Consider the following 24,421-nt stretch of genomic DNA (forward strand, 5'->3'; position numbering starts at 1 on the left):
CTCCTTTATTTAAAAATTAAAAAACCAATCCATACTGCCAAAAGACAAAGGATAACATTTAAAATAATATTTAGAAAAAAGTGAAAATAATCACCACTTTGCAAAAATAGCAAATTTTCATAAGAAAAAGTTGAAAAAGTCGTAAAAGCACTTAAAAAACCTGTGCTAATTAAACTTTTGGTAAAAATATGCACACCTTTAGAATTTGCATAAGAAAAAAACAAGCCCATTAAAAAAGATCCTATGATATTAACAAGTAAAGTACCATAGGGAAAATCATGTGGAATGATTTTATTAAAAAAGCTACTAGTAAGCATTCTAGATATAGCCCCTAAAAAGCCACCAAAACCTACAGCCAAAATTGTGCTAATCAAGCTTTTGACCTTTCATTATCTAATATTGTTTGCATTTTTTCTCTAGTTTGCTCAAGCCAATCATCTTTACTTATATCAACAAGATCAAGAAATACTACTTTTAAAACGCCACTCTTTGCGCTAAAGTTTTGCGTGTCTAAAATTTTAGCTGAATCAACAATTACCACAGGTTGGACTTTTAGATTAAGTTTTTCACTTAAAATTTTAGCTCCAACTTTAAATTTTAAAAGTTTTTGTGTTTTAGATCTTGTACCTTCTGGAAAAATAGCCAAAATTCTATCTTCTTTTAGTCTTTCTTTGGCTTCTTTTAAAAGTTTTACTAGACCTTTTGGGCTTCTATCTATACAAATAATTTTAGGTTTTTTAATCAAAGTTTTAAAAACGGGGAGTTCACCAAGTTCTTTTTTTGCTATCCAAGATATATTTTTTGGACATAGATCTTCCAAAACAACTATGTCTAACAAGCTTTGATGATTGATTAAAAGTAAATTAGCTTGAGGGTGTATAGAACCTTGAGTTTGGATTTTATAATTTATTATATATTTTTGCAATTTTGACCATGCTTTTCTGATTTTCCAAATTTTTTCTTGTGATTGCAATAATAAAAAGGCAATGCATAAAAATATAATAGATAAAATAAATTCAATCCAAAATACTAAAGCTTTAAATCTTTGATAAATCTTCACTTTTTACCCAGCCTATTTTTCCATTATTAAATAAAATTTTTTTATATTCATCTCTTGAATCTAACACTTCTACTTCTTGGTTATATTTTCCAGAATAAAAATGAGTTGAGTTCAGAGTTGGTAAAATTTGCACTTTGCTTTCAGCCTTTAATATAGCTTTATATATGTTATTTTGGGCTAAAAAACTTGCTATTAGAGCCAAAATTGCTAAGCCTAAAGCTACATAGCTTTTCTTAAATACAAACCATAAAGCAAAAATACCACACAAGCTCCACAAAAATACTTGTTTGTAAAAATTAAAGTCATTGGTTTTTGGATTTAAATCACTTTGCGTGCTTATGCTATCTTCTTTAAGTTCTATTTTTAAAGAAAAATCTTTTAATTCTTTAGAATTTAAATTAAAATAAGAAAAATCAAAGCGTGTTTTGCTTTTATCTAAAATAGCATAATAAAACCCACTTTGTTTTTCAAAATCACCTTTAATAGCCTCTACGCCTTGTTTTTGAATATCTTTTATATTAAAACTTGCTAGGTTTGTGTTTTCTCCTGCAAGTTCTATAAATAAAATCATATTATCATTGTCAAAATGGCTTGCTTTTACTTGTTTTACTTCTAAATTACTTGCAACTATGTGTGAGTATTTGTTAGATGGAGCGTCGATTTTTTTAAGTCTAATAGGTTTTATAATTAGTGATGAACTTTGAAAAATATGATCATTTCTGCTTAAAGAAACGATGATTTTATTTAAATTAGCATTTAAACTTTTTGCTTCAAACCATAATTTTGTGTGATATGAATTAGCCTTTTGCTCCCAAATAGGATTAGGATTAATCCAAAGCATATCGTCATTTTTTTCAAAACTCACATTTAAATCAAAACTTACATTAGTTGTGGTGATAACCTCAAGATCTATAGCAAAAGCTTCATCTATGAAAGCTTCATCAGTGTATTCTTTTGCATTTAATACTAAAGAACCTTGAGGAATAAAATTTTCATCATTGATTTTACTTTCATAATTACTCTCATCGCTTGGAGCGATAGTTTGATAAATTTGCTTAGCTTGATCGTCTAATTGATTGTAGTTTTTTTCTAGGGTGTTATAATCTTCAAAAACGCTATTTTCTTGAGCATATAAATTAAACGCTAGTAAAAAAACACAAAAAACTTTGAAGGTTTTTAGCAATTTAAAAATCCTTCAAACATTTTAAGTCCTACTTTTGAGCCAAGTATATCATCACACATTCTTTCAGGGTGTGGCATAAGTCCAAAAACTTTTTTATTCTCATCACAAATTCCAGCTATATCGTTTAAGGAGCCATTTGGATTATTGATATATCTTAATAAAATCATATCTTTATCTTCTAGCATTTTAATACCATCTTCGCTATTAAAATAATTTCCTTCTCCGTGAGCAATAGGCAATTCTATAATGTCATTTTTTTGGAAATTTTTCAAAAAAGCATTATTGTTTGATACTACTTGCAATGCTTGCATTTTAGAAATAAAACTTAAGCTATTATTATGTTTCATAGCTCCCTTTAAAAGACCAAGTTCTAATAAAATTTGAAAACCATTGCAAATACCTAGGACATATCCACCTTTTTGTACATGTTCTTTAAGTGTTTTCATAGCAGGAGCAAGTTTTGCAATGGCTGCACATCTTAAATAATCTCCATAAGAAAATCCACCTGGTAAAACAATTAAATCTGCGCTAAAATCTTGTCTTTCATGCCAAATGATTTCAGTTTTTACACCTAGTTTTTCAAAAGCATAAGCTGTATCAAACTCGCAATTAGTTCCGGGAAAACGAATAATAGCTACTTTCATAATATTATCTCATAATCTTCTATCACAGTATTTGCAAGCAATTCTTTACACATTAAATCAACATGTTTTAAAGCTTCTTCTTTATTATTACAAGCTATATCAAAACTAATTTGTTTTGAGGTTTTAACATTTGATATGTTATTAAAATCTAAAGAATGCAAAGCCTTTTCTATGGCTTTGCCTTGAGGATCTAAAACCCCATTTTTTAGTGTGATATTTACAATTACTTTCATTATTTTTCCTAACTTAAAATTCTTTTTAATACTTCTTCATAGGCCATTTTTACATTACCTAGGTCTTGTCTGAAGCGGTCTTTGTCTAATTTTTCATTAGTTTTGCTATCCCAAAATCTACAACTATCAGGGCTAATTTCATCAGCTAGTATCATATTTCCTTCACTATCAATACCAAATTCTAATTTAAAATCAATTAATCTTAAACCTTTAGATTCAAAGAATTTAACCAAGATAGAATTGATTTGTCTTGCAATGTTTTTTATTAATTCTAAATCTTTTTCACTTTTTACTAAATTTAAAATCAAACAATGCTCATCATTGATAATAGGATCGCCTAAATCATCATTTTTATAACAAAACTCAACCACAGCAAAAGGTAAAATCGTACCTTCTTTAATGCCTAATCTTTTTGTTAAAGATCCTGTAGCTACATTTCTAGTAATAACTTCAATAGGTATAATATTGCATTTTTTAACAATTTGTTCTTTATCGCTGATAGTTTCTACTAGATGTGTTTTAATACCTTCTTTTTCTAAAAGATGAAAAATTTCAGTACTAATTTTACAATTTAACGCACCTTTTCCTGCTTCATTACCTCTTTTTTCTGCATTAAAGGCAGTTAAGTCGTCTTTAAATTCCGTGATGAGTAAATTCTCATCATCAGTTTTAAACATTTTTTTACCTTTTCCCTCGTATAAAAGATCTAGTTTTGTTGCCATTTTACTCTCCTTTTGTGATGTTTAAAATTTTGATTGCATCTATTGCAGTTTTTAATTGTATATCATTATCAATTTGTTCTTTGGTGATGATATTTTTATCTTCTTTATTATCTTTTTTCTTTTCTTGATGTCCGATTTTATCAAGTTCAGCTTGCAAGTGTTTTTTTAGATCGCTTTCTTTGATTTCAAAGCCATGATTTTCTTCTTTACTTACTTTTCCTGGGAATACTTCTATATCAGGACTAACCCCGACAGCTTGTATGGTTCTACCACTTGGTAGATAATATTTTGCTATAGTAAGTCTTAAGCCTTCTTTACCTTTTTCATCCATTGGCAATATAAGCTGTACGCTACCTTTTCCAAAGGTTTTTTCGCCTATGATAATAGCGCGTTTGAAATCTTGTAAAGCCCCACTTACAATCTCACTTGCACTAGCGCTACCACCATTTACAAGCACTACTAAAGGTGCGTTGGTGATTTTTTTACTAGGATTTGCTTTAAATTCTACGTTCTCACTTTCTATTTTTCCTTTTTGTGAGACAATGACTCCTTTATCTACAAAAAGATTTACCAAGCCTACGGCTTGATTTAAAATACCACCCGGGTTGGTTCTAAGATCTAGTATAATTCCTTTTACATTAGGATGTTTTTTGATAGCTTTACTAGCTTCATCTACGACATTTTTATCAAAATTAGTCACTCTTAAATAAAGCAAGTTTTCATTTTCGATTAATTTTGTATAAACGCTATCTACTTTTATAATATCTCTTTTTAAATTGACATCAAATGGTTTCGCATCACCTTTTCTATAGATAGTTAGAGTGACCTTTGTCTTAGGTTCTCCGCGCATTTTAGAAACAGCTTCATTTAAAGTCATACCTAAGGTTGATTCGTTATTAATTCTTAAGATAATATCATCAGTTTTAATGCCTGCTTTATCTGCTGGACTTCCTTCTATAGGAGCTACAACGCTAATTGCTCCATCTTTTTGCGTAATAGTAAAGCCAAGTCCACCAAATTCTCCATTAGTTTGCTCTTTAAGTTCTTTATAACCTTTTTCATCTAAGAAAGAAGAATGAGCATCTAAATTTGTTAGTAAGCCTGCTATGGATTTATCAACCAAATCTGTATAATTAACATCATCAACATAGTATTGTTCTATGATGGACATGGTTCTTGTGAGTTTAGATAAAGCTTCTATTTTCTTTTCTGCTTCACTAGGAGCGGGGTTTTTAGCTTGTAAATTAGTAAAAATAAAAGAAGCGGTTACTAAACTACAAATGCTAGCTGCGATAATAAGATTTCTTTTTGTCTTCAAAGGAAAAACTCCAAAATAAATATGAATTCATAAAATAATTATCTAATTTTAGTTATTTTTGCTTAAAAAATCGTAAATAAAGTAAATATTTTTATTATATTAGTGTGTTTATATAAAAAATTATTTATAAATATAACTAAATAAACTTGACAATAATAGACTAAAGTTATATAATACATCTCATATAAAAGTAAAAAAGGAGCAAAAATGGCAAATATACAAGATTTTTTAACAGATTCTATGCTTTCAAATATAGAAAGTGCGATTTCTTTGGCCATTCATTCTAAGAATAGTGAAATAAAACCTTTGCATTTATTATGGGCTTTAAGTGTTGATAGTTCAAGTTTGCTAAATCAAGTTTTTAATAAATTAAATGTTTCTAAAGAGGCATTTGAGCTAGAAGTAAAAAGTAAAATTTCATCTTTTCCTACTAGCTCAAATGTAAATAAAGATAATATTAAATTTTCAAATGAATTTATTAATTCTTTAGAAAAAGCAAAAGGCTTGGCTTTAGAAAACAAAGATAGCTATTTGGCTGTGGATATGTGGCTTGTCTCAGAAAGTACGAGTGGGGTTATTAAAGAACTTTTATCTAAATTTGTAGATTTAAATGAATTTAAAAAAGAATTAGAATTTATTAGAGCTGGAGCTAAAATAGAAACCAAAACAAGCGATGAAACGCTTGATTCTTTGTCTAAATTTGGTATTGATTTGACTATGAAAGCTAAAAACAATGAACTTGATCCTGTCATAGGCAGGGAAGAAGAAATTCAAAGATTAATGCAAATTTTAATTAGAAAAACTAAAAATAATCCTATTTTATTAGGTGAGCCAGGGGTAGGAAAAACTGCTGTAGTAGAAGCTTTAGCACAAAGAATAGTAAAAAAAGATGTTCCTACTTCATTGCAAAATAAAAAAGTCATAGCCTTGGATATGAGTGCTTTAATAGCAGGAGCAAAATACAGAGGTGAATTTGAAGATAGATTAAAAGCTGTTGTAAATGAAGTAATAAAACACAAAAATATAATTTTATTTATAGATGAAATTCACACCATTGTAGGTGCAGGTGCAAATGAAGGAAGTATGGATGCGGCAAATATTTTAAAACCTGCTTTAGCAAGAGGTGAGCTTCATACTATAGGCGCTACAACCTTAAAAGAATATAGAAAATATTTTGAAAAAGACGCGGCTTTGCAAAGAAGATTTCAACCTGTAAATGTAGCTGAACCTAGTGTAAATGAAGCTTTAGCAATGTTAAGAGGTATAAAAGAGAAATTAGAAATTCATCATAATGTAACTATTAATGATAGTGCATTGGTAGCAGCTGCAAAACTATCTAAGCGTTATATAGCTAATAGATTTTTACCTGATAAGGCGATTGATTTAATTGATGAGGCCGCAGCAGAATTAAAAATGCAAATAGAAAGCGAGCCAAATTCTTTAAGAAAGGTTAGAAAACAAATTGAAAGCTTAGAAGTAGAAAATGAAGCTTTAAAAATGGAAGAAAATGAAATTAATGAAAAAAGATTAGAAGAGATTAAAAAAGAATTAGCAAATTTAAAAGAAGAGCAAATCAAACTTAATGCTAAATTTGAAAATGAAAAAGCAGTATTTAATGGCATAAGTGCAAAGAAAAAAGAAATCGATACTTTAAAAAATGAAGCTATTTTAGCTAAAAATAAAGGAGATTTCCAAAAGGCTGCTGAAATAGAATATGGCAAAATTTTAGAGTGCGAAAAAGAGGTATTAAATTTAGAGGAAAAATGGAAACAAATGACCCAAGAAGGAGTTTTACTTAAAAACCAAGTAGATGAGGATTTAGTAGCTGGTATTTTAAGTAAATGGACAGGTATTAGTGTGCAAAAAATGCTTACTTCTGAAAAGCAAAAATATTTACACATTCAAGAGTATTTACAAGAAAGCGTCGTAGGACAAGATGAGGCTTTGAGTGCTTTAGCTAAAGCTATTAAACGTAATAAAGCAGGGCTAAATCAAGCAACTAAGCCTATAGGAAGCTTTTTATTTTTAGGGCCAACTGGGGTAGGTAAAACAGAAAGTGCTAAAGCTTTGGCTAAATTTTTATTTGATGATGAAAAAGCTATGGTGCGTTTTGATATGAGTGAATTTATGGAAAAACACAGTATATCAAGACTTTTAGGTGCACCTCCAGGATATATAGGGCATGAAGAAGGAGGGGAACTAACCGAAGCTGTTAGAAGAAAGCCTTATAGCGTGATTTTATTTGATGAAGTAGAAAAAGCTCATAAGGATGTATTTAATATACTTTTGGGAATTTTAGATGATGGTAGGGCTACAGATAGTAAAGGCGTAACGGTTGATTTTACTAATACTATTATTATTTTAACTTCTAACATAGGTGCAAATTTTATTATGGAGTTAAAGGGCGAAGAAAGAGAAAAAGCTATCAAAGAAGCCCTTAGAAGCTTTTTTAGACCTGAGTTTTTAAATCGTTTAGATGATATCATTACTTTTAATCCTTTGGGAGAAAGTGAGGCTGAAAAAATAGTTAAATTGCTTTTTAATACCTTGCAAAAAAGTCTTGAAAATAGAGGTATTAAAGCAAGCTTGAGCGATAATGCTGCTAGGTTAATAGCAAAGGTTGGTTTTGATGTAGATTTTGGCGCAAGACCATTAAAAAGAGCCTTATATGACATGGTAGAAGATAAATTAAGTGATATGATATTATCCGATGAATTAAATGAAAATGATGAGATTATTATAGATTCTAAAGATGATGAGATTGTCATTATTAAACAATAAGCAAGTGCAATACTTGCTTATTTTAGAGTAAAATTATCCTATTAACATTAAATTGTAAATACTTCGTATATTTGTTTAAAAAAATATTATTTTTTATCTATTCTTAACAATAAATGTTTTAAAATCTTTAATGATATTTCTATATTTAAGGAACAACAAATGAGTGATTTAGATATTTTTAATCGCCGTTTAGACGCATTAGAAAAACTTCCTCTTTTGAAAAATGAGATTTCTATCTCTAAAGCCTTAGAACAATCAGGTTTTTCAAGAAGAGATTTTATGAAATGGGCTAGTGCAATGACTGCATTTTTGGCACTACCTGCTAGCTTTACTCCAGTAGTTGCAAGAGCTGCTGAGCTTAGTGATAGACTTCCAGTGATTTGGCTTCATATGGCTGAATGTACAGGATGTTCTGAGAGTTTATTAAGAAGTGATGCTCCTACTATTGATAGTTTAATTTTTGATCATATTTCTTTAGAATATCATGAAACTATAATGGGTGCAGCAGGTTGGCAGGCTGAGCATAATCTTGAAGCTGCTATGGAAAAATATAAAGGTAGATATATTTTAATGGTAGAAGGTGGTATACCAACAGGTGCTACAGAAAACTTTTTAACCATAGGACCACACGGTAAAACAGGTAAGCAAATAGCAGTTCAAGCTTGTGATAATGCTTTGGCTATTTTTGCTATAGGTACCTGTTCAGCTTTTGGTGGTATTCAAGCTGCTAGACCTAATCCAAGTAATGCTGTGAGTTTAAGTAAAGTTACAAATAAAACAGTTATTAACGTTCCAGGTTGTCCTCCAAGCGAGAAAAACATTATAGGTAATGTGATTCATTATATATTGTATCAAACATTGCCAGCGCTTGATGCTTATAATAGACCAAAATGGGCTTATGGATTAAGAATTCATGATCTTTGTGAAAGAAGAGGACGCTTTGATGCGGGTGAGTTTGTGCAACAATTTGGTGATGAAGGAGCAAAAAAAGGATATTGTCTTTACAAGGTAGGTTGTAAAGGACCTTATACTTTTAATAATTGCTCAAGAGAAAGATTTAATCAGCATACTTCATGGCCTATTCAAGCTGGACATGGTTGTATAGGTTGTTCTGAACCAGATTTTTGGGATACTATGGGGCCTTTTGAAGAAGTGATGGCAGGAAGATTATTTGATACTGTTTATGGTTTGGGTGCTGATAGTATTTCAGATAAAATTGGTATAGGTGTACTTTGTGTAACAGGTGTTGCTGTTGCTGCGCACGCTGTAATTGCTTCATTAGAAAAGAATAAGGATTAAGAATGTCAAAAAGAATTATTATAGATCCACTTACTAGAATAGAAGGACACTTAAGAGTTGAAGTGGTGGTTGATGAAAATAATGTCATTAAAGAAGCATATTCAGGATCAACTCTATGGAGAGGTTTGGAAACTATTGTAAAAGGTCGTGATCCAAGAGATGCAGGCTTTTTAACTCAAAGAATTTGCGGTGTTTGTACTTTTTCACACTATAGAGCAGGGATTATTGCGGTAGAAAATGCTTTAGGTATTACCCCGCCATTAAATGCTGTTTTAACCAGAACTTTAATGAATGCAGCTTTATACATGCATGATCATGTGGTGCATTTTTATCAACTTCATGGGCTTGATTTTGTTGATGTTGTAAGTGCTTTAAGTGCTGATGTAAAAAAAGCAAGTGATGAAGCGTTTAAATACACCGATATGCCTTATGCAACAGGTGCAGATAAACTTTTAGAAGTACAGCAAAGGCTAAAAACCTTTGTAGATAAAGGAAATCTTGGACCATTTGCAAATGCTTATTATGGACACGCAACTTATCGCTTTACTCCTGAGCAAAACCTTATTGCGCTTTCACATTATTTAGAATGTTTAAGAATTCAAAGAACAATAGCTCAAGCTATGGCGATTTTTGGTGCTAAAAATCCTCATCCACAAAGCTTAACAGTAGGTGGTGTGACTTGTGTTATGGATCTTTTAAATCCATCAAGAATGGCTGAATATATGACTAAATTCCAAGAAGTAGCTGATTTTATTAATCGTGCTTATTATCCAGATATCATAATGGCTGCAAAAGCTTATTCTAAAGAAGCAAGTGTATTAAATGATGTAGGAGTAAATAATTTCTACACTGAAAAAGAATTCCAAGTTTCTAGCGATGAGTGGCTGTTTGAAGGTGGTATTATTAGAAATGGTGATTTGAGTAAGGTTGAAGAAGTAGATGAAGCTAAAATCACTGAAGAAGCTACAAGATCATGGTATGCAGACAATGAAGCTTTACATCCTTATGATGGCAAAACTAATCCAAACTATACAGGCTTAATTGATGGTGAAAGCATTGATGATAAAGGTAATATGGTTCATAGTAAGGTATTTGATACTAAAGGTAAATACAGCTGGATTAAAGCTCCAAGATATGAAAATTTACCTATGCAAGTTGGACCATTAGCAAATATTTTAGTAAATTATGCTAAGGGTAATAAAATCGTAGTAGAAGCAGTTGATTCATTCTTAAAAACCACAAATTTACCACTTAAAGCACTTATGAGTACTTTAGGAAGAACAGGTGCTAGAGCGATTGAAGCTAAAATCATTGCTGATCATGGTTTAAAAGCATTTAATTCTTTAGTCGAAAATTTAAAAACAGATGAAAGCACTTGTGCTACTTATGTAATCGATAAAAATAAAGAATACAAAGGTAGATTTATGGGAAGTGCGCCTCGTGGTGCGTTGAGTCATTGGTGTAGAATTAAAAATGGTGTAATTGAAAATTGGCAAGCAGTAGTACCTTCTACTTGGAATGCAAGTCCAAAAGACGCAAATGGAGTAGGCGGTAGCTATGAGCAATGTCTTATCGGTATGAAACTAGCTGATGTTAAACAACCTTTAGAAGTAATAAGAGCTATTCACTCTTATGATCCTTGTATAGCATGTGCTGTGCATGTAATGGATACTAAAGGCAATAATCTTAGCGAGTATAAAGTTAATGTAAATTTATAAGGAAAGGACTTTAGTATGGATTCTAAACATTCCTTAAAATCAAACAGAAAGGCTGAATACGAATTCAGTATTGGCCTTCGTTTTACACATTGGTTAAGAGCAGTTGCGATCGTGATTTTAGTAGGGACTGGATATTATATTTCTTATGTATTTCAATCTCCATCTATTTCATCTGAACCAACTTTATTTATGCAGGCAAAATACCGCATGGTGCACCAAATTTTTGGATTTATCTTAATAGCTTGTGTGATTTTTAAAACATATTTGTTCTTTTTTGATTCAAAAAGTGATGGTGAGAGAAAAAGCATAAAAGATATTTTTAATGTAAAATTATGGATAGAGCAGATTAAATTTTACATTTTCTTAGGAAAGCACCCGCATTTACAAGGTGTATATAATCCTTTGCAATTTGTAACTTATTTTTTCTTTTATCTTGTTATGTTTGGACTTATTTTAACAGGATTAATCCTTTATATGCATGTATATCATGAAGGCTTGGGTGGATTTTTATATAACATCTTAAGACCTATTGAAGTAATGTTAGGTGGATTAGCTGATGTTAGAACCTACCATAGAATTTTAATGTGGATTGTGTTGATTTTTGTTCCAGTGCATATTTATATGGCTGTGTTTAACTCAGTTAAAGGCAAAGATGGTGCTTTAGATGCTATCTTTAGTGGTTATAAATTTGTAAGAGAAAATCATTGAAACTTCTAATCTTAGGTATTGGTAATATTATGTTTGCAGATGAGGGCTTAGGCGTTCATCTTTGCAAACTTTTAGAAAAAAATTATAAGTTTTATCACGAAAAAGACTCAGTGAGCTTTGTAGATGGTGGAACTTTGGCTTTGCAACTTAGTTATATTATAGCTGAATATGATGAAATGGTTGTGATTGATTGTATTGCAGCAGATGATGCTAAGATCGGAGATATTTTTTTCTTTCCTTATGATGCAATGCCCAAAAAAGTTAATTGGAGTGGTAGTGCACATGAGGTTGAAATGCTTCAAACTTTACAATACATGGAGCTTATGGGAGATTTGCCTAAAACTCAAATTTTAGCCTGTGTGCCAAAGCGCATAGAACCATTGAGTTTTGAACTTTCAAAAGAAGTCTTGAATGCTTTAGAAAAAATGGAGAAAATTTTACTTGATTTTTTAGAGAAAAAAGGCTTTACTTATGAGAGAGTTGCTAATTATAATATACAAGAGCTTGCTCTAAATTCTTATAAAAGCTAAGCAAAAGCTTAGCTTAATTTTTAATCATCAAATTTTTGTCCTAAGAAATTTCCATTTACATCAGTATAAATTTCCATCATATTATTTAGTTTAAATTTATAACCTTGAATTTCTTTTTCAACTTTAATTATACTTGCATTTGGGTGCATTTTTTTAATCGTTGTTAAAACATTTGGACTTAAAAAAGAAGTATCAATCGGTCTGTATTTTGCATCAATTTCTTTCCAATCTCCATTGATAAAAAACTCAAGTTCAGTTCCATTGTCTAAATAAACATCAAAACTATCAATATCTTGTTTAACTAAAGCTATGTTTGAGCCTGTAAAATGTTTTTGTATAAAATTTTTAGAATTTGCCGGTAAAGCATTTACACCTACAACCATATCTCTTGCAAAAACACAACTTGCTAGAGTTAATGCCACTAAAGCTATTTTTAATTTCATTTTTTATCCTTTAAATTGAATTATTTGTGAAATCATATAAATATTGAGTGAATTTTGTGTGAACTTTGTTTTTTTAAAATAAATAGCAAGTATTTAATTGTATAATGATAAAAAAGTTTTAAAAGGATAAATAATGTATAGGTTTGCACCATCGCCTACTGGAGATATGCATATTGGAAATTTAAGAGCAGCTTTGTTTAATTATATTAAAGCAAGACAAGAAAATACAGATTTTATTTTGCGTATTGAAGATACGGATAATGCTAGAAATATTGCTGGAAAAGAAGAGGAAATAAAAGCTATTTTAAAAGAATTTGGTATAACTTGGCAGCATTATTATGTACAAAGTGAGAATTTGAAATTTCATCGTCAAATGGCTTTAAAGCTAGTAAGTGAAAAAAAAGCTTTTGCTTGTTTTTGTACTGAGGATGAGTTAGCTCATAAAAAAGAATTAGCTAAAAGTAAAAATCAAGCATATAGATATGATGGTACTTGTGAAAAATTAGCAGATATTGATGTGTTAAATTGTGAGAAACCTTTTGTAATCCGTCTTAAAAAACCTCAATCTCAAATGAAATTTACTGATTATATTAAAGGTGAGATTAGTTTTAATCCTGAAGATATTGATAGTTTTGTGATTATGAGAGCAGATAAAACCCCAACTTATAATTTTGCTTGTGCGGTTGATGATATGCTAGAAGGTGTTACTTGCATTATAAGGGGAGAAGATCATGTTTCAAATACTCCTAAGCAAGAGCATATTAGAGCAAGTTTGGGTTATGATAAAAGCATGACTTATGCACATTTACCTATCATTTTAAATGAAGAAGGTGTTAAAATGAGCAAAAGAGAGGCTCATTCTAGTGTAAAATGGATGCTTGATAATGGATATTTAGCAAGTGCTATTGCAAATTATTTAATCCTTTTAGGCAATAAAACTCCAAAAGAGATTTTTACTTTAGAAGAAGCTATAGAATGGTTTGATTTGAAAAAAGTTTCAAAATCTCCTGCTAGATTTGACACTAAGCGCTTGATGCAAATCAACCGTGAGCATATAAAAATGCTTGATAATGATAAATTAAATTCTTTGTTAAATTTAGGCAAAGATGCAGCAGAGCTTGCAAAATTTTATACTCAAGAAGCTAGCACACTAAATGAGATAAAAGAAAAAATACAAGCTATTTTTGCAGTCAAAAATTATAATGAATTTGAAAATGAGTGTAAGTTGATTAAAGAGATTTTAAAAGATTTGGATTTACCTCAAGAATATGATGAGTTCAAAAAGATTTTAATGGAAAAAACAAATTTAAAAGGTAAAAATTTCTTTATGCCTTTGCGTTTAGTATTAACAGGGGTTACTCACGGACCTGAAATGAGTGAAATTTATACTTTAATCAAGCCTTTTGTTAAAGAAATTATAAAGGAGTAAAATGGGAGTTGGAACAAGTTTGATTGTGTCTTTGGTGCAAATTTTTTCTTTAGTGATTGAAATTTATGTATGGATTATAATTATTGCTGCTTTAATTTCTTGGGTAAGGCCTGATCCGTATAATCCTATAGTACAAATTTTATATCGTTTAACTAATCCTGCTTATGCTTTTGTAAGAAGATTTATTCCTACTACTATAGGAAGTATTGATTTAGCACCTTTGATTATTATTTTAGGGCTTAAATTTATACAAATATTTTTATCAAATTTAATTTTAGGAAGTTTATAAGTGTTGAAAAAAAGTGTAGTATTGCTTTTAGCTGGAGTAGTTTTTGCAAATAGTGCGATGTATTCTTACAAAGAATTAGAGCAAAAACCAAATTCTTTGGCTAAGGATTATTATTTATATCGTTTATTAGAAAAAAATGAATTTAAAAAAGAAGAAGTTGAAGGTTTAAAAGAACATATTTATCGTTATGCAGGGCGTATTAAAAATGCTATTGAAACGATTATTCCACCTTTGGGATATAATAAAGAATATGAAGCTTGTTATAAATTTAATGCGCAAAATATCTTAGATGCTAATGCTACTTGTCAGCTTATAAGATTAAACAGTTTAACTTTTATACAAGATCTTAATACTTCAACGCGTAATGAGATGAAAAAAATTATCCCGCAAGATAATCCAAATTTAGTAAAGCTTTTAGAAGCTTTTAATGCTAAAGATCCTCTAAGTTATGCGGTTTTAAATTATGATAGTGCAAATTTTTATAAAATTTATGGCTTTTTAAAAGATAAAAAGGATTTTTTCTTAGAAAAAGATTTTGTTGATGAGTTAGCAAAAGAAAAAGAATTTACAAATTTTGTAAAAGAAATTATCATTAAGAAAAAAAGTCCATTGATAAGAAAATCTTTGGTTAATGTAGATGCAAATTTAACTTTTCAAGATAATGCTTTTTATCTGGGAGTGAATGCTATTTTAGAAAATGACGATAAAAAAGCACTGGAATTTTTCCAAGTAGCAAAAGATACTTTTAAAAGCAAGCCTTTAGTAGATAATGCAAATTTTTGGATTTATTTAATCACTCAAGATAAAAAGTATCTTGATGAGCTTGCTCAAAGTGATTCTTTAAATATTTATAGTCTTTATGCAAGAGAGTTAAAAGGCTTGCCTTTGCCTAAAATAGAAGAATTAAGTCCAAAAAAACAAAAAAATGACTTTGATATGAAAGATCCTTTTGCTTGGCAAAAACTTGCAAAAGAAATTGCAAAAGGTGCTCCTAATGAGCTAGAAAAGCTTGCAAAAGATTTTTATACTAAAGAAAATATCGCTATTTATGCTTATATTAAAGAAAGAGCCGAGGGTTTTAAAAAACATTATTTTATTATGCCTTATTTTGAGTATTTAAAAGATTATTCTACACAAAGAAAGGCTATGATTTTAGCTTTAGCTAGACAAGAAAGCCGTTTTATCCCAACAGCTATTTCAACCTCTTATGCTTTAGGTATTATGCAATTTATTCCATTTTTAGCTAATCATATAGGCAATAAAGAATTGCAAATTCCAAATTTTGACCAAGATATGCTTTTTGATCCAAAAACAGCCTATACTTTTGCAAATCATCATTTAGATTATTTAGAATCTAAGCTTAATTCTCCGGTATTTGTGGCTTATGCTTATAATGGAGGTATAGGATTTACTACTAGAATGCTCAAAAGAGAAGATATGTTTAGAGCAGGAAAGTACGAGCCATTTTTATCTATGGAGCTTGTTCCTTATGCAGAAAGTAGGGTGTATGCTAAAAAGGTTTTAGCTAATTATATTGTGTATTTGCATCTTCTGAACGATAATACACCGATTTCGAAATTTTTTGAAACTTTAACTCAAAACACTGATTCTCAAAACACAAATCAAGTTTTAAAATAGGTTTTTGTACCAACTCATCAAGGGTGATTTTGTAATAACTTGCATAATCACTTTTGATGATATATTTAAACAACTCATCATTTTGATCTAAGGCTTTTAAGTTAGTTTTTTCTCCATCTATGAGTATTGAAATTTGTTCTTGTTTGATATTGATATTTGGTAAAAAACTAAGCACAAAAACTTCTTTTTGGCTTTTTTCATCTAATACAGGATTTAGATAACTTAACAAAGCTATTACTCTATTATCTTTATAATTAAAATTGATTTTTTGTGCATACATAAGAGTTTGACTTTTTAAATCGATTTCACTTTGTTTTTGGGTTTTATTTGAGCATGCAGTAAAAATAAGTGTTAAAAAAATAATCATATAAATTTTTTTCATTTTTTATTCCTAATTTTTTTATAATTATAAGCTTTTAACTTTTAAAAAGATATAATTTTGTTTATTTTCTTTGATTTAAGGAAGTTATGAAAAGATTAGCAATGGCTTTTAGTGGGCCTTCCAATTCAGGTAAAACAACTTTAATAACTCAAGTTGCTAAATATTTTATGGAGCAAAATTATAAAGTATGTATTATAAAACATGATCCAAAAGATAAAGCAAGTTTTGATATAGCAAAAAAAGATAGTTTTAAATTTTTTCAAAGTGGTGCTGATGTAATGGTTTTAAGCCCTACAAGGACAACTTTATTTACACATTCTCCAAGTACTTTAGATGAAGCTATTTTCAAACTAGGGGAATTTGATTTTTTATTTATAGAGGGCTTAAAAACCTTAGATATGCCAAGAATTAGTGTTTTTTGCAAAGAAGTAGATGAGAGCTATTTTGCTTATTCTAAGGCTATTGCAAGCTATGAAAAAATCGAAAATAAAAATTTAACTTGGCTTTATTTGGATGATTTAGAAAGTATTTGTGATTTTATATTAAAAAATTCAAAAAAAGTATAGGGGTAAAATATGCAAGAATTAATTAACGATATACAAAAAGCAGTGATTGAAATTTCAAAAGAACTTAGATATTTAAAAGATTTTGATTATACTACTTCTCAAAATGCTACTGGAGATAATCAATTAAAACTTGATGTAAAAAGCGATGAGATCATCACTAGAATTTTAAAGCAAAGTAAAGGTATAAAAAGCTTAATTAGCGAGGAAAAGCAAGAGCAATTATTAATCAATGAAAATGAAAAATACATTGTTGCTTATGATCCTTTAGATGGCTCATCTTTGGTAGATGTGAATTTTGCTATAGGTTCTATTTTTGCTATTTATGAGCAAAAGGCTAGTGCAAAAAATCTAAAAGCAGCAGTTTATGCTATTTATGGTGTGCGTTTAGAGCTTATAGTATGCATAGATACTCCTAAGCTTTATAGGTTAAATGAAAATGATGAATTTATTTTTGTTAAGGATTTAAAATTAAATGAAAAAGGCAAATTAAATGCAAGTGGTGGGACACAAAAAAATTGGTCAAATACTCATAGAGCTTTTATAAAAGCTTTATTTGATGAAGGATATCGCTTAAGATATTCAGGTGCTATGGTGAGTGATTTACACCAAATTTTACTCAAAGGTGGAGGATTATTTTCATATCCTGCAACAAGCGATGCACCAAATGGAAAATTAAGAGCATATTTTGAGGTATTTCCTTTTGCTTTTATTTTTGAAAAAGCAGGAGGGCTTTCTACTAATGGAGAAAATAATTCTTTACTTGATTTAGAATTTGAAAAAATCCATGCAAGCACACCATGCTTTTTGGGCTCAAAATATGAAATTGAAAAACTAAAACAAGCTTATAAAGGGCTTTAATGGCTGAAGTTAAAGATGAATTTGAACTAGCTTTGGAAGTTAAAAAAAACGAACTTCAAGCTTGTCAAAACGATAAAAACTTAAAATCTTGTTTACCTTGCTCTATGATTTTTGAGTGCTCTTTAAGAAAAGAGTATATTGATGCAGTTTATAAGAGTATGTCTAAAGGTAAAGAAGGTGGATTTGATTTTTAATTAAAGGTTGAAAATGCGTTATATTACTACTCCGATATATTATGTAAATGATGTGGCTCATATTGGTCATGCTTACACTACGATTATAGCAGATACTTTGGCTAGATTTTATCGCTTGCAAGGAGAAAAAACATTCTTTTTAACAGGTACAGATGAACATGGTCAAAAGATAGAGCAAGCTGCTAGTGCTAGAAATTTTACCCCTAAAGAATATGCAGATGAAATTAGTGCTAAATTTAAAAAACTTTGGGATGAGTTTGAGATTTCTTATGATTATTTCATCAGAACTACAGATGAAAATCACAAATTAAGTGTACAAAAAGCATTTAAAAAAATGTTTGATAAAGGTGATATTTATAAAGGAACTTATGAAGGCTTTTATTGTGTTTCTTGTGAGAGTTATTTTACCCAAACTCAGCTTGTAAATGAGTGTCATTGTCCAGATTGTGGTAAAAAAACACAGCTTTTAAAAGAAGAAAGTTATTTTTTCAAGCTTTCTAAATATCAAGATCAAATTCTTAAATGGTATAAAGAAAAAGAGCCGATTTTACCTAAAAATAAGGCCAATGAATTAATCCACTTTGTAGAAGGTGGTTTAAAAGATCTTTCTATTACAAGAACGAGTTTTGAATGGGGTATAAAGCTTCCAAAAGAACTAAATGATGAAAAACATGTGGTATATGTTTGGCTTGATGCTTTGATGAATTATGTGAGTGCTTTGGGTTATGGACTTGATGATAAAAATATGGATCTATGGCCTGCTCATATTCATTTTGTAGGTAAAGATATCTTGCGTTTTCATGCGGTGTATTGGCCTGCGTTTTTGATGAGTTTAGAACTCCCTTTGCCTAAATTTGTAGCAGCACATGGCTGGTGGACTAAAGATGGTGAAAAAATGAGCAAATCTAAAGGTAATGTAGTAGCACCTAAAGAAGTAGCAGATACTTTTGGTTTAGAAGCTTTTAGATATTTTTTACTCAGAGAAGTTCCTTTTGGCAATGATGGGGATTTTTCACAAAAAGCATTAATCACTAGAATCAATGCAGAATTAAGCAATGAGCTTGGAAATTTATTAAATAGAATTATCGGCATGAGCGCTAAGTATTCTCAAAATATTATTGATTGTAAAGATGTGAATTTGTATTTTAATCAAGAATTAAGTGAATGTAAAGAGTATTTAGATAATGCAATCAATGCTTTAGAAAATATCCAGCCAAATCGCTATTTAGAAGAGCTTTTTAAGGCTTTATCTTTAGCAAATTTAAGTATTAGTAAGTATGAGCCTTGGAATTTAATTAAAAATGATCAAATGCAAAAAGCTAATGCCTTAGTAGCTTTATGTGCTAATATTTTAACAAAAGTTACTATTTTACTTTCGGCTGCTATGCCAAAAACAGCTTTAAAAATCGCCAAAGCTTTAAATTTTGAAATTTCAAACGAAAACTATCAAAAACTAATTTTAAATAATCAATTATGCGATTTAAAATCAAGTGCATGTGAAGCTTTATTTCCAAAAGTTGAATTAACACAAGAAAACAAAAAAGAAGAAAAAGTAGAAGAGAAGCCAAGTTTAGCTCAAATTAAAATTGATGATTTTAAAAAAATTGAAATTAAAGTAGCACTAGTAAAAGATTGTCAAAATATAGAAGGCAGTGAAAAGCTTTTAAAATTTCAACTTGAACTTGAAAATGGCGAACTAAGACAAGTGCTTTCGGGTATTGCTAAATTTTATAAAGCTAGTGAGTTAATAGGTAAGCAAGTTTGTGTCATTACCAATCTAAAAAAAGCTAAAATTTTTGGCCATGAAAGCCAAGGTATGATTTTAAGTGCAGAAAAAAATGGTAAATTAGTTTTAATTAGCCCACAAAGCTTTATCGAAAATGGAGCTTTAATAGGCTAGATGAATATTTCTAATTTTATTGAGCTTGTTAATGCCCAAGTTTTAAACCATGGAGCAACTTCTAGTGTTTATGATTTTAGTATAGATTTAAACAAAGTCAAACAAGCAAGTGTATTTTTTGCTAAGAATAATGAACAAGCTAGTTTTGCTATAAAACTTGGAGCTTATGTTATAGTAAGCGAGGAGAAATTAAATCTTGAAGATAAAGATGTGTTTTATCTTCAAGTTGATGATCTTGAAGAAGCTATTTTTAGGCTTTTTAGATTTTTATGTGAAGAAAAATCTTATGAATTTATATATTGCAATCATGTAGAATTAAAATTTGCAAAAGCCTTTAATTTTAAAGCCTTAAATTCAAATATTTTATTAGATTTTGATCTTTTAAAAAATTCTAAAGAAAAAACTTTCTTTTGCTCTGATGATGAAAAATTTATTTTAAAATTAAAATCAAATTTTCATACCTTAAAAGCTTGTAAATATGAAATTTTAGGTTCAAAATCTTTATTTCAAACGAGTTTGCTTTGTAAAAATTTGTATTTTAAGGATTTAAAATTTGCATTTTTTTATGCAGATATTTTTGCTAGTTTTATTGAATTTATAGAAAGTCAAAAATTACCCTTTAGTTTTAATGATAAAAAATTAGAACTTTTTAAAGCCTATTTTTTAAACTCAAAAAATGAAATTTGTGCTTTTGGAGGTAGCTCTAGGGTGATTTTACTCGTGGAAAATGATGAGGATTTTGACTTTATAGCACAAAAACTTCAAGACACTAAGGGTTTTAAAACTGCATTAAAAAATTCTTTATTTTGTGATTTTTCTTATACAAATTTAAAAGAATTAAAAAATTTTCTTGACTTTAGATATTGCTTGATAAAAGAAAACATAGAAGACTTTTTGGAATGTTTTTTTGTCTATGAAAAAAATATTAATTTATTTGATTAAAAAAATATATACTTTAAAAAGCTATATTTCTAATTTTATTTTATTAATTTAAAGGAAAAAATATGAAAAAATTTTTATTTTTAAGTTTATTTGCTGCAGCTGCATTGAATGCTGAAATTTTAGTTTATGGCCCAGGCGGTCCAGCTCCTGTTTTAAAAGAACTTGCTAAACAATTTGAAGCAAAAAGCGGAGAAAAAGTTATCGTTAATGCAGGGCCAACACCTAAATGGATCAAACAAGCCAAAATGGATGCTGATATCATTTATTCTGGTAACACATCTATGATGGATGGATTTGTTAAAGCTATGTCAAAACAAATCAAAATACAAGATGTTCAAGTTTTAAATGCTAGAGGTTCAGGTATGATAGTAAGAGCTAATAACCCTAAAAAAATTAAAAAATTTGAAGACCTTTTAAAAGATGGTGTTAATGTTATGGTAGTTGATGGAGCAGGGCAGGTTGGCTTGTATGAAGATATGGCTTTAAAAACAGGAAAAATCGAAAACCTAGAAAAACTTAGAAAAAACATCAAAGTGTATGCTAAGAATTCAAAAGCAGCAGTTGATGAGTGGAAAAATAATCCAAATATCGATGCTTTAATCATTTGGACACATTGGATTAAAGCAGTTGGTGAGAAAGAAAATAAATTTATAAAAGCAGATAAAAACTCAATTATTTATAGAGCTGCTGAAATAGTACCAACACAAAAAGGTTTAAAAAATCCAAAAGTAGCTGAATTTATAGAATTTACACAAAGCAAAGAAGCGCAAAAAGTATGGGAAAAAGAAGGTTGGTTAGCTAAATAAATTAAAAGCATTTTACTTTATTGTAAAATGCTTTTTAAATTATTTTTCGTTAATTTCTGCTTCTATATTTATTTGCACTTCATCACTAAGTGTCAAACTAGAGGTATCTGGAGCAAATTTAAAATCACTTCTTTTAATTTGTCCTTGTAAAGTAAATCCTGCTTTTTCTTTACCGCTATCTGTTTTAATAACCCCACCAATTTCAGTATCTAAAACAATATCTTTACTTACACCAGCAATATTTAAAGAGCCATACATCTTACCTTTTTCATTAGAAATTTTTTCATATTTGCTCATAGTAAAAGTGATGTTTGGGTGAGTTTTTGCTTTGAAAAAATCATCTTGTTGTAAATGGGCATCTCTTGCTTTATTTTCAGTATTTATAGAAGCAACTTTTACATTTGCTTGAAGTTTATTAAATTCAAATTTAGTACTATCAAAATCAACCACTGCATCATAGTCTTTAAAATTTCCATTTACATTGCTAATTTGTAAATGCTTGATTTTAAAAGCTACATTTGTATGAGCTTTATCTAGAATAAATTCTTTACTTAAAGCATTGCTTGCTAAAATTGAAGCAGCTAAAAATGAACCAAGTAGTATTTTTTTCATTAATTCTCCTTTTTTAATTTGTAAAATCTATTATACAAACAAAAATAAAATGAAAGTAAATTTTTAAATGTATTCTATAAAATCTTTCATATGGGCTTCTTTAAAACCTTTTAATCTTAATAAACAACTATCACATTTACCACAAGCTTTATCTTCTCTTTCATAGCAAGACCAAGTGTATTCTAAGGCTACCTTTTCTTTTAAGGCAAATTCAACTATTTGTCCTTTGCTTAGATGAACTAATGGGGTTTTAATTGTAACATTACAAGTTTTTGTTGTGCCTTCATTGATAAACTCACTTGCTTTTTGTATGAAATTTGCACTACAATCAGGATAACCACTGCTATCTTCTTGCACTACTCCTATGAAAATACTTTCGCATTTTTCTTTTTCAGCTATGGCTCCTGCAATAGATAAAAAAATGCCATTTCTAAAAGGAACATAAGTATTTGGAACTTCTTTTTCGTGTAGCTTTTCTTTAGGAATTTCTAAATTTAAATCCGTTAAAGAATTACCACCAATATTTGCTATAAATGAAACATCTAAAATATATTTTGTTTTTATGTTAAGTTTTTCACAAATTTTATTAAAACATTCTCTTTCTTTAAGCATGGTGCGTTGATTGTAATCAAAATGTAAAGCAATGATTTCATATCCTTCTTTTTTGGCTAAATATGCACATAAAGCACTATCCATACCACCACTTATAATACAAAGAGCTTTTTTCATACTTTTCCTTAATTTTGATATAATTTGAAATTATAAAATCAAAAGGATAATAATGATTTTTTGCGAAGAAGAAATGGATATTTCTTTTCTTGAAAAAATTGCTCAAAAAATGAGTGATCAAAATATAGAACTTGTTTTGGTAGATGAAAAAACTATGCATGAAATTAATCTTAACCAAAGAGGAGTAGATAAAACTACAGATGTTTTGTCTTTTCCTTTAGTGCAAAATTGTGAAAATTTGCTTGGTAGTATTGTGATAAATTTAGATGAAGTAAGTAAAAAAGCAATGGAATATAAACACAGCAATGAAGAAGAGATGGCATTGCTTTTTATACATGCTATGCTTCATTTGCAAGGTTATGATCATGAGGTAGATCAAGGACAAATGAGACAAAAAGAACAAGAATGGATTGAGTATTTTAAACTACCAAAAAGTTTAATTATAAGAACACAAGAAGGGGATTGAATGATTAAAAAAATAATATTAAATTTAGGTTTATGTGCGAGTTTATATGCATATAATGAAAATACATTTACATTAAATATTTTAGAAGGAAAGGAATTTGATATTTACTTATATAGTTCCATTAAAAGTAACACTAGTTATGGTTTTGTCCAAACAAAACAAAAACAATACAGTTTTTGGGGTAGTGCTAAGAATGATGAATATTATATAGATATAGCAGATTTTGGAACTTGCGTTTTAAAAGATATGCATAAAAATAAATTTGATGCTTTATGCAAAATAGATGAAGTAAAAAAAGAATTTAGTTTTTTAGCCAGCAAGACAAATACGATGATTAATCAGCTATCACTTAAAGAACAAAAACAACTAGATGCCAATAAAACTATAGAATTTGACTTTAGTGAAGATATTTTAAAATCAACAAGTAAAAATGAAAAATTAAATAAAATTATTGATGACTTTAATGAGAATTTAGATAAAAATTCATTAAAACAAAAAGCAAAAGAAAGCTTTGAAAAATGGAGTAAAGAAAACATTTCTAATAATGAGTTTTTTTCTCAAGCTTATATGTTTTACCAAGATGAGCATATTATCTCTTTAGGAAAAAATATTTATGAATATAAAGGTGGTGCTCATGGTATGACTAATTTTTTAAGAAAAACTTATAGTATTGATGATATGAAACTTATAAATATAAAAAATGAGTTAAAAATAGAAAGTGAAGATTTTCAGAATATGATTAAGCAAAAGATTTTAAGTTTATACAGTGAAAATGAATTATTTGATATTAAAGAACTTAAAATGAGTGAAATTTTTGAAGTAAGAAAAGATGGATTAAATTTTATATGGGAACCTTATGAGATAGCTCCATATTCAACAGGAGCAGTTGAAGTTTTTATAAATTTTGATGAATTAAAACCTTTTTGGAAGAAAAATTCAAAACTTGCTTATTTGAGTAAAATCAAATAAGC

General features: G+C 29.1%; 27 protein-coding genes. 16 read left to right on the forward strand and 11 right to left on the reverse strand.

What is annotated here, in order from left to right; genetic code table 11:
• Positions 1 to 5: 5 nt before the first annotated feature.
• From crcB to L8U98_RS07030, 7 genes are read right to left on the reverse strand one after another with little or no spacing between them, the layout of a single operon-like run.
• Positions 6 to 374, reverse strand: a complete 369-nt coding sequence (crcB, locus tag L8U98_RS07000; RefSeq protein WP_039625961.1) for a fluoride efflux transporter CrcB — start codon at positions 372 to 374, stop codon at positions 6 to 8.
• Positions 371 to 1,060 (reverse strand): lysophospholipid acyltransferase family protein, encoded by a 690-nt coding sequence (locus tag L8U98_RS07005; RefSeq protein ID WP_263725356.1) that lies wholly within the window; start codon positions 1,058 to 1,060, stop codon positions 371 to 373. Before L8U98_RS07005 ends, crcB begins: the two co-directional genes overlap by 4 nt.
• A complete protein-coding gene (locus L8U98_RS07010) occupies positions 1,038 to 2,243 on the reverse strand; it encodes an SH3 domain-containing protein (RefSeq protein ID WP_263725355.1) in 1,206 nt (401 codons plus the stop codon). Before L8U98_RS07010 ends, L8U98_RS07005 begins: the two co-directional genes overlap by 23 nt.
• Positions 2,237 to 2,887 carry a phosphoribosylformylglycinamidine synthase subunit PurQ gene (gene purQ / locus L8U98_RS07015; protein ID WP_257396888.1) on the reverse strand — a complete coding sequence of 217 codons (651 nt, stop codon included), beginning with the start codon at positions 2,885 to 2,887 and terminating at the stop codon, positions 2,237 to 2,239. Before purQ ends, L8U98_RS07010 begins: the two co-directional genes overlap by 7 nt.
• The gene (purS, locus tag L8U98_RS07020) at positions 2,884 to 3,120 is read right to left on the reverse strand and encodes a phosphoribosylformylglycinamidine synthase subunit PurS (RefSeq protein ID WP_263702577.1); all 237 of its coding nucleotides are present in this window, start codon (positions 3,118 to 3,120) and stop codon (positions 2,884 to 2,886) included. Before purS ends, purQ begins: the two co-directional genes overlap by 4 nt.
• Positions 3,121 to 3,128: 8 nt before the next feature.
• Positions 3,129 to 3,842, reverse strand: a complete 714-nt coding sequence (gene purC, locus L8U98_RS07025; RefSeq protein ID WP_149062286.1) for a phosphoribosylaminoimidazolesuccinocarboxamide synthase — start codon at positions 3,840 to 3,842, stop codon at positions 3,129 to 3,131.
• Position 3,843: 1 nt separating this feature from the next.
• The gene (locus L8U98_RS07030; RefSeq protein WP_318529466.1) at positions 3,844 to 5,160 is read right to left on the reverse strand and encodes a S41 family peptidase; all 1,317 of its coding nucleotides are present in this window, start codon (positions 5,158 to 5,160) and stop codon (positions 3,844 to 3,846) included.
• A 207-nt stretch (positions 5,161 to 5,367) separates the two neighbouring features.
• Here L8U98_RS07030 and L8U98_RS07035 point away from each other — a divergent pair, with 207 nt between their 5' ends.
• The 5 genes from L8U98_RS07035 to L8U98_RS07055 all read left to right on the forward strand — a co-directional run bounded on the left by L8U98_RS07035 (position 5,368) and on the right by L8U98_RS07055 (position 12,196).
• The gene (locus L8U98_RS07035; protein WP_263725354.1) at positions 5,368 to 7,941 is read left to right on the forward strand and encodes an ATP-dependent Clp protease ATP-binding subunit; all 2,574 of its coding nucleotides are present in this window, start codon (positions 5,368 to 5,370) and stop codon (positions 7,939 to 7,941) included.
• A gap of 159 nt (positions 7,942 to 8,100) precedes the next feature.
• Positions 8,101 to 9,240 (forward strand): hydrogenase small subunit, encoded by a 1,140-nt coding sequence (locus L8U98_RS07040; RefSeq protein ID WP_258107370.1) that lies wholly within the window; start codon positions 8,101 to 8,103, stop codon positions 9,238 to 9,240.
• Between the two features lie 2 nt (positions 9,241 to 9,242).
• Positions 9,243 to 10,958: a nickel-dependent hydrogenase large subunit gene (locus L8U98_RS07045; protein ID WP_257404504.1), complete on the forward strand. Its 1,716-nt coding sequence runs from the start codon at positions 9,243 to 9,245 to the stop codon at positions 10,956 to 10,958.
• 15 nt (positions 10,959 to 10,973) lie between these two features.
• On the forward strand, positions 10,974 to 11,666 hold the full coding sequence (gene cybH / locus L8U98_RS07050; protein WP_263663354.1) for a Ni/Fe-hydrogenase, b-type cytochrome subunit: 693 nt from the start codon (positions 10,974 to 10,976) through the stop codon (positions 11,664 to 11,666).
• Positions 11,663 to 12,196: a [NiFe] hydrogenase maturation protease HydD gene (locus L8U98_RS07055; RefSeq protein ID WP_039625977.1), complete on the forward strand. Its 534-nt coding sequence runs from the start codon at positions 11,663 to 11,665 to the stop codon at positions 12,194 to 12,196. Before cybH ends, L8U98_RS07055 begins: the two co-directional genes overlap by 4 nt.
• A 20-nt stretch (positions 12,197 to 12,216) precedes the next feature.
• Here L8U98_RS07055 and L8U98_RS07060 read toward each other — a convergent pair whose 3' ends face one another.
• Positions 12,217 to 12,639, reverse strand: a complete 423-nt coding sequence (locus L8U98_RS07060; RefSeq protein WP_263708355.1) for a PepSY-like domain-containing protein — start codon at positions 12,637 to 12,639, stop codon at positions 12,217 to 12,219.
• 133 nt (positions 12,640 to 12,772) lie between these two features.
• On the opposite strand from L8U98_RS07060, the gene gltX reads away from it, so the two are divergent.
• From gltX to L8U98_RS07075, 3 genes are read left to right on the forward strand one after another with little or no spacing between them, the layout of a single operon-like run.
• On the forward strand, positions 12,773 to 14,068 hold the full coding sequence (gene gltX, locus L8U98_RS07065; RefSeq protein ID WP_263725353.1) for a glutamate--tRNA ligase: 1,296 nt from the start codon (positions 12,773 to 12,775) through the stop codon (positions 14,066 to 14,068).
• A gap of 1 nt (position 14,069) precedes the next feature.
• Complete coding sequence (locus tag L8U98_RS07070) at positions 14,070 to 14,357, forward strand: YggT family protein (RefSeq protein ID WP_012661430.1); 288 nt, start codon at positions 14,070 to 14,072, stop codon at positions 14,355 to 14,357.
• A complete protein-coding gene (locus L8U98_RS07075) occupies positions 14,358 to 15,995 on the forward strand; it encodes a lytic transglycosylase domain-containing protein (protein ID WP_263725352.1) in 1,638 nt (545 codons plus the stop codon). It begins immediately after the preceding gene.
• Here L8U98_RS07075 and L8U98_RS07080 read toward each other — a convergent pair.
• Positions 15,883 to 16,377 (reverse strand): hypothetical protein, encoded by a 495-nt coding sequence (locus tag L8U98_RS07080; protein ID WP_263663349.1) that lies wholly within the window; start codon positions 16,375 to 16,377, stop codon positions 15,883 to 15,885. The genes L8U98_RS07075 and L8U98_RS07080 overlap by 113 nt on opposite strands.
• Positions 16,378 to 16,463: 86 nt before the next feature.
• On the opposite strand from L8U98_RS07080, the gene mobB reads away from it, so the two are divergent.
• The 6 genes from mobB to L8U98_RS07110 all read left to right on the forward strand — a co-directional run bounded on the left by mobB (position 16,464) and on the right by L8U98_RS07110 (position 21,643).
• Positions 16,464 to 16,943, forward strand: a complete 480-nt coding sequence (gene mobB, locus L8U98_RS07085) for a molybdopterin-guanine dinucleotide biosynthesis protein B (protein ID WP_263708360.1) — start codon at positions 16,464 to 16,466, stop codon at positions 16,941 to 16,943.
• A gap of 9 nt (positions 16,944 to 16,952) precedes the next feature.
• Entirely contained in the window at positions 16,953 to 17,801 is an 849-nt protein-coding gene (locus L8U98_RS07090) for a class 1 fructose-bisphosphatase (protein WP_263725351.1), read from the forward strand.
• A complete protein-coding gene (locus tag L8U98_RS07095; RefSeq protein ID WP_149062294.1) occupies positions 17,801 to 17,995 on the forward strand; it encodes a hypothetical protein in 195 nt (64 codons plus the stop codon). The genes L8U98_RS07090 and L8U98_RS07095 overlap by 1 nt, the downstream gene beginning before the upstream one ends.
• Before the next feature lie 13 nt (positions 17,996 to 18,008).
• Positions 18,009 to 19,895, forward strand: coding sequence for a methionine--tRNA ligase (metG, locus tag L8U98_RS07100; RefSeq protein WP_263725350.1), 1,887 nt, complete (start codon positions 18,009 to 18,011; stop codon positions 19,893 to 19,895).
• Positions 19,896 to 20,837, forward strand: a complete 942-nt coding sequence (locus L8U98_RS07105; RefSeq protein ID WP_263725349.1) for a hypothetical protein — start codon at positions 19,896 to 19,898, stop codon at positions 20,835 to 20,837. It begins immediately after the preceding gene.
• A gap of 62 nt (positions 20,838 to 20,899) precedes the next feature.
• Positions 20,900 to 21,643, forward strand: coding sequence for a substrate-binding domain-containing protein (locus L8U98_RS07110; protein WP_263663345.1), 744 nt, complete (start codon positions 20,900 to 20,902; stop codon positions 21,641 to 21,643).
• Positions 21,644 to 21,682: 39 nt separating this feature from the next.
• Here L8U98_RS07110 and L8U98_RS07115 read toward each other — a convergent pair whose 3' ends face one another.
• Both L8U98_RS07115 and queC read right to left on the reverse strand, forming a co-directional pair.
• Positions 21,683 to 22,255, reverse strand: coding sequence for a YceI family protein (locus L8U98_RS07115; RefSeq protein WP_263663344.1), 573 nt, complete (start codon positions 22,253 to 22,255; stop codon positions 21,683 to 21,685).
• A gap of 63 nt (positions 22,256 to 22,318) precedes the next feature.
• The gene (queC, locus tag L8U98_RS07120) at positions 22,319 to 22,984 is read right to left on the reverse strand and encodes a 7-cyano-7-deazaguanine synthase QueC (protein WP_263725348.1); all 666 of its coding nucleotides are present in this window, start codon (positions 22,982 to 22,984) and stop codon (positions 22,319 to 22,321) included.
• A 52-nt stretch (positions 22,985 to 23,036) separates the two neighbouring features.
• Between queC and ybeY the strand changes: the two genes are divergently transcribed.
• Entirely contained in the window at positions 23,037 to 23,450 is a 414-nt protein-coding gene (gene ybeY, locus L8U98_RS07125) for an rRNA maturation RNase YbeY (RefSeq protein ID WP_257404513.1), read from the forward strand.
• On the forward strand, positions 23,451 to 24,419 hold the full coding sequence (locus tag L8U98_RS07130; RefSeq protein ID WP_263725347.1) for a DUF3298 and DUF4163 domain-containing protein: 969 nt from the start codon (positions 23,451 to 23,453) through the stop codon (positions 24,417 to 24,419). It begins immediately after the preceding gene.
• The last annotated feature ends 2 nt before the right edge of the window (positions 24,420 to 24,421 follow it).

It is taken from the genome of Campylobacter sp. RKI_CA19_01128, from assembly GCF_025771175.1.
Taxonomy (GTDB): Bacteria; Campylobacterota; Campylobacteria; order Campylobacterales; family Campylobacteraceae; genus Campylobacter_D.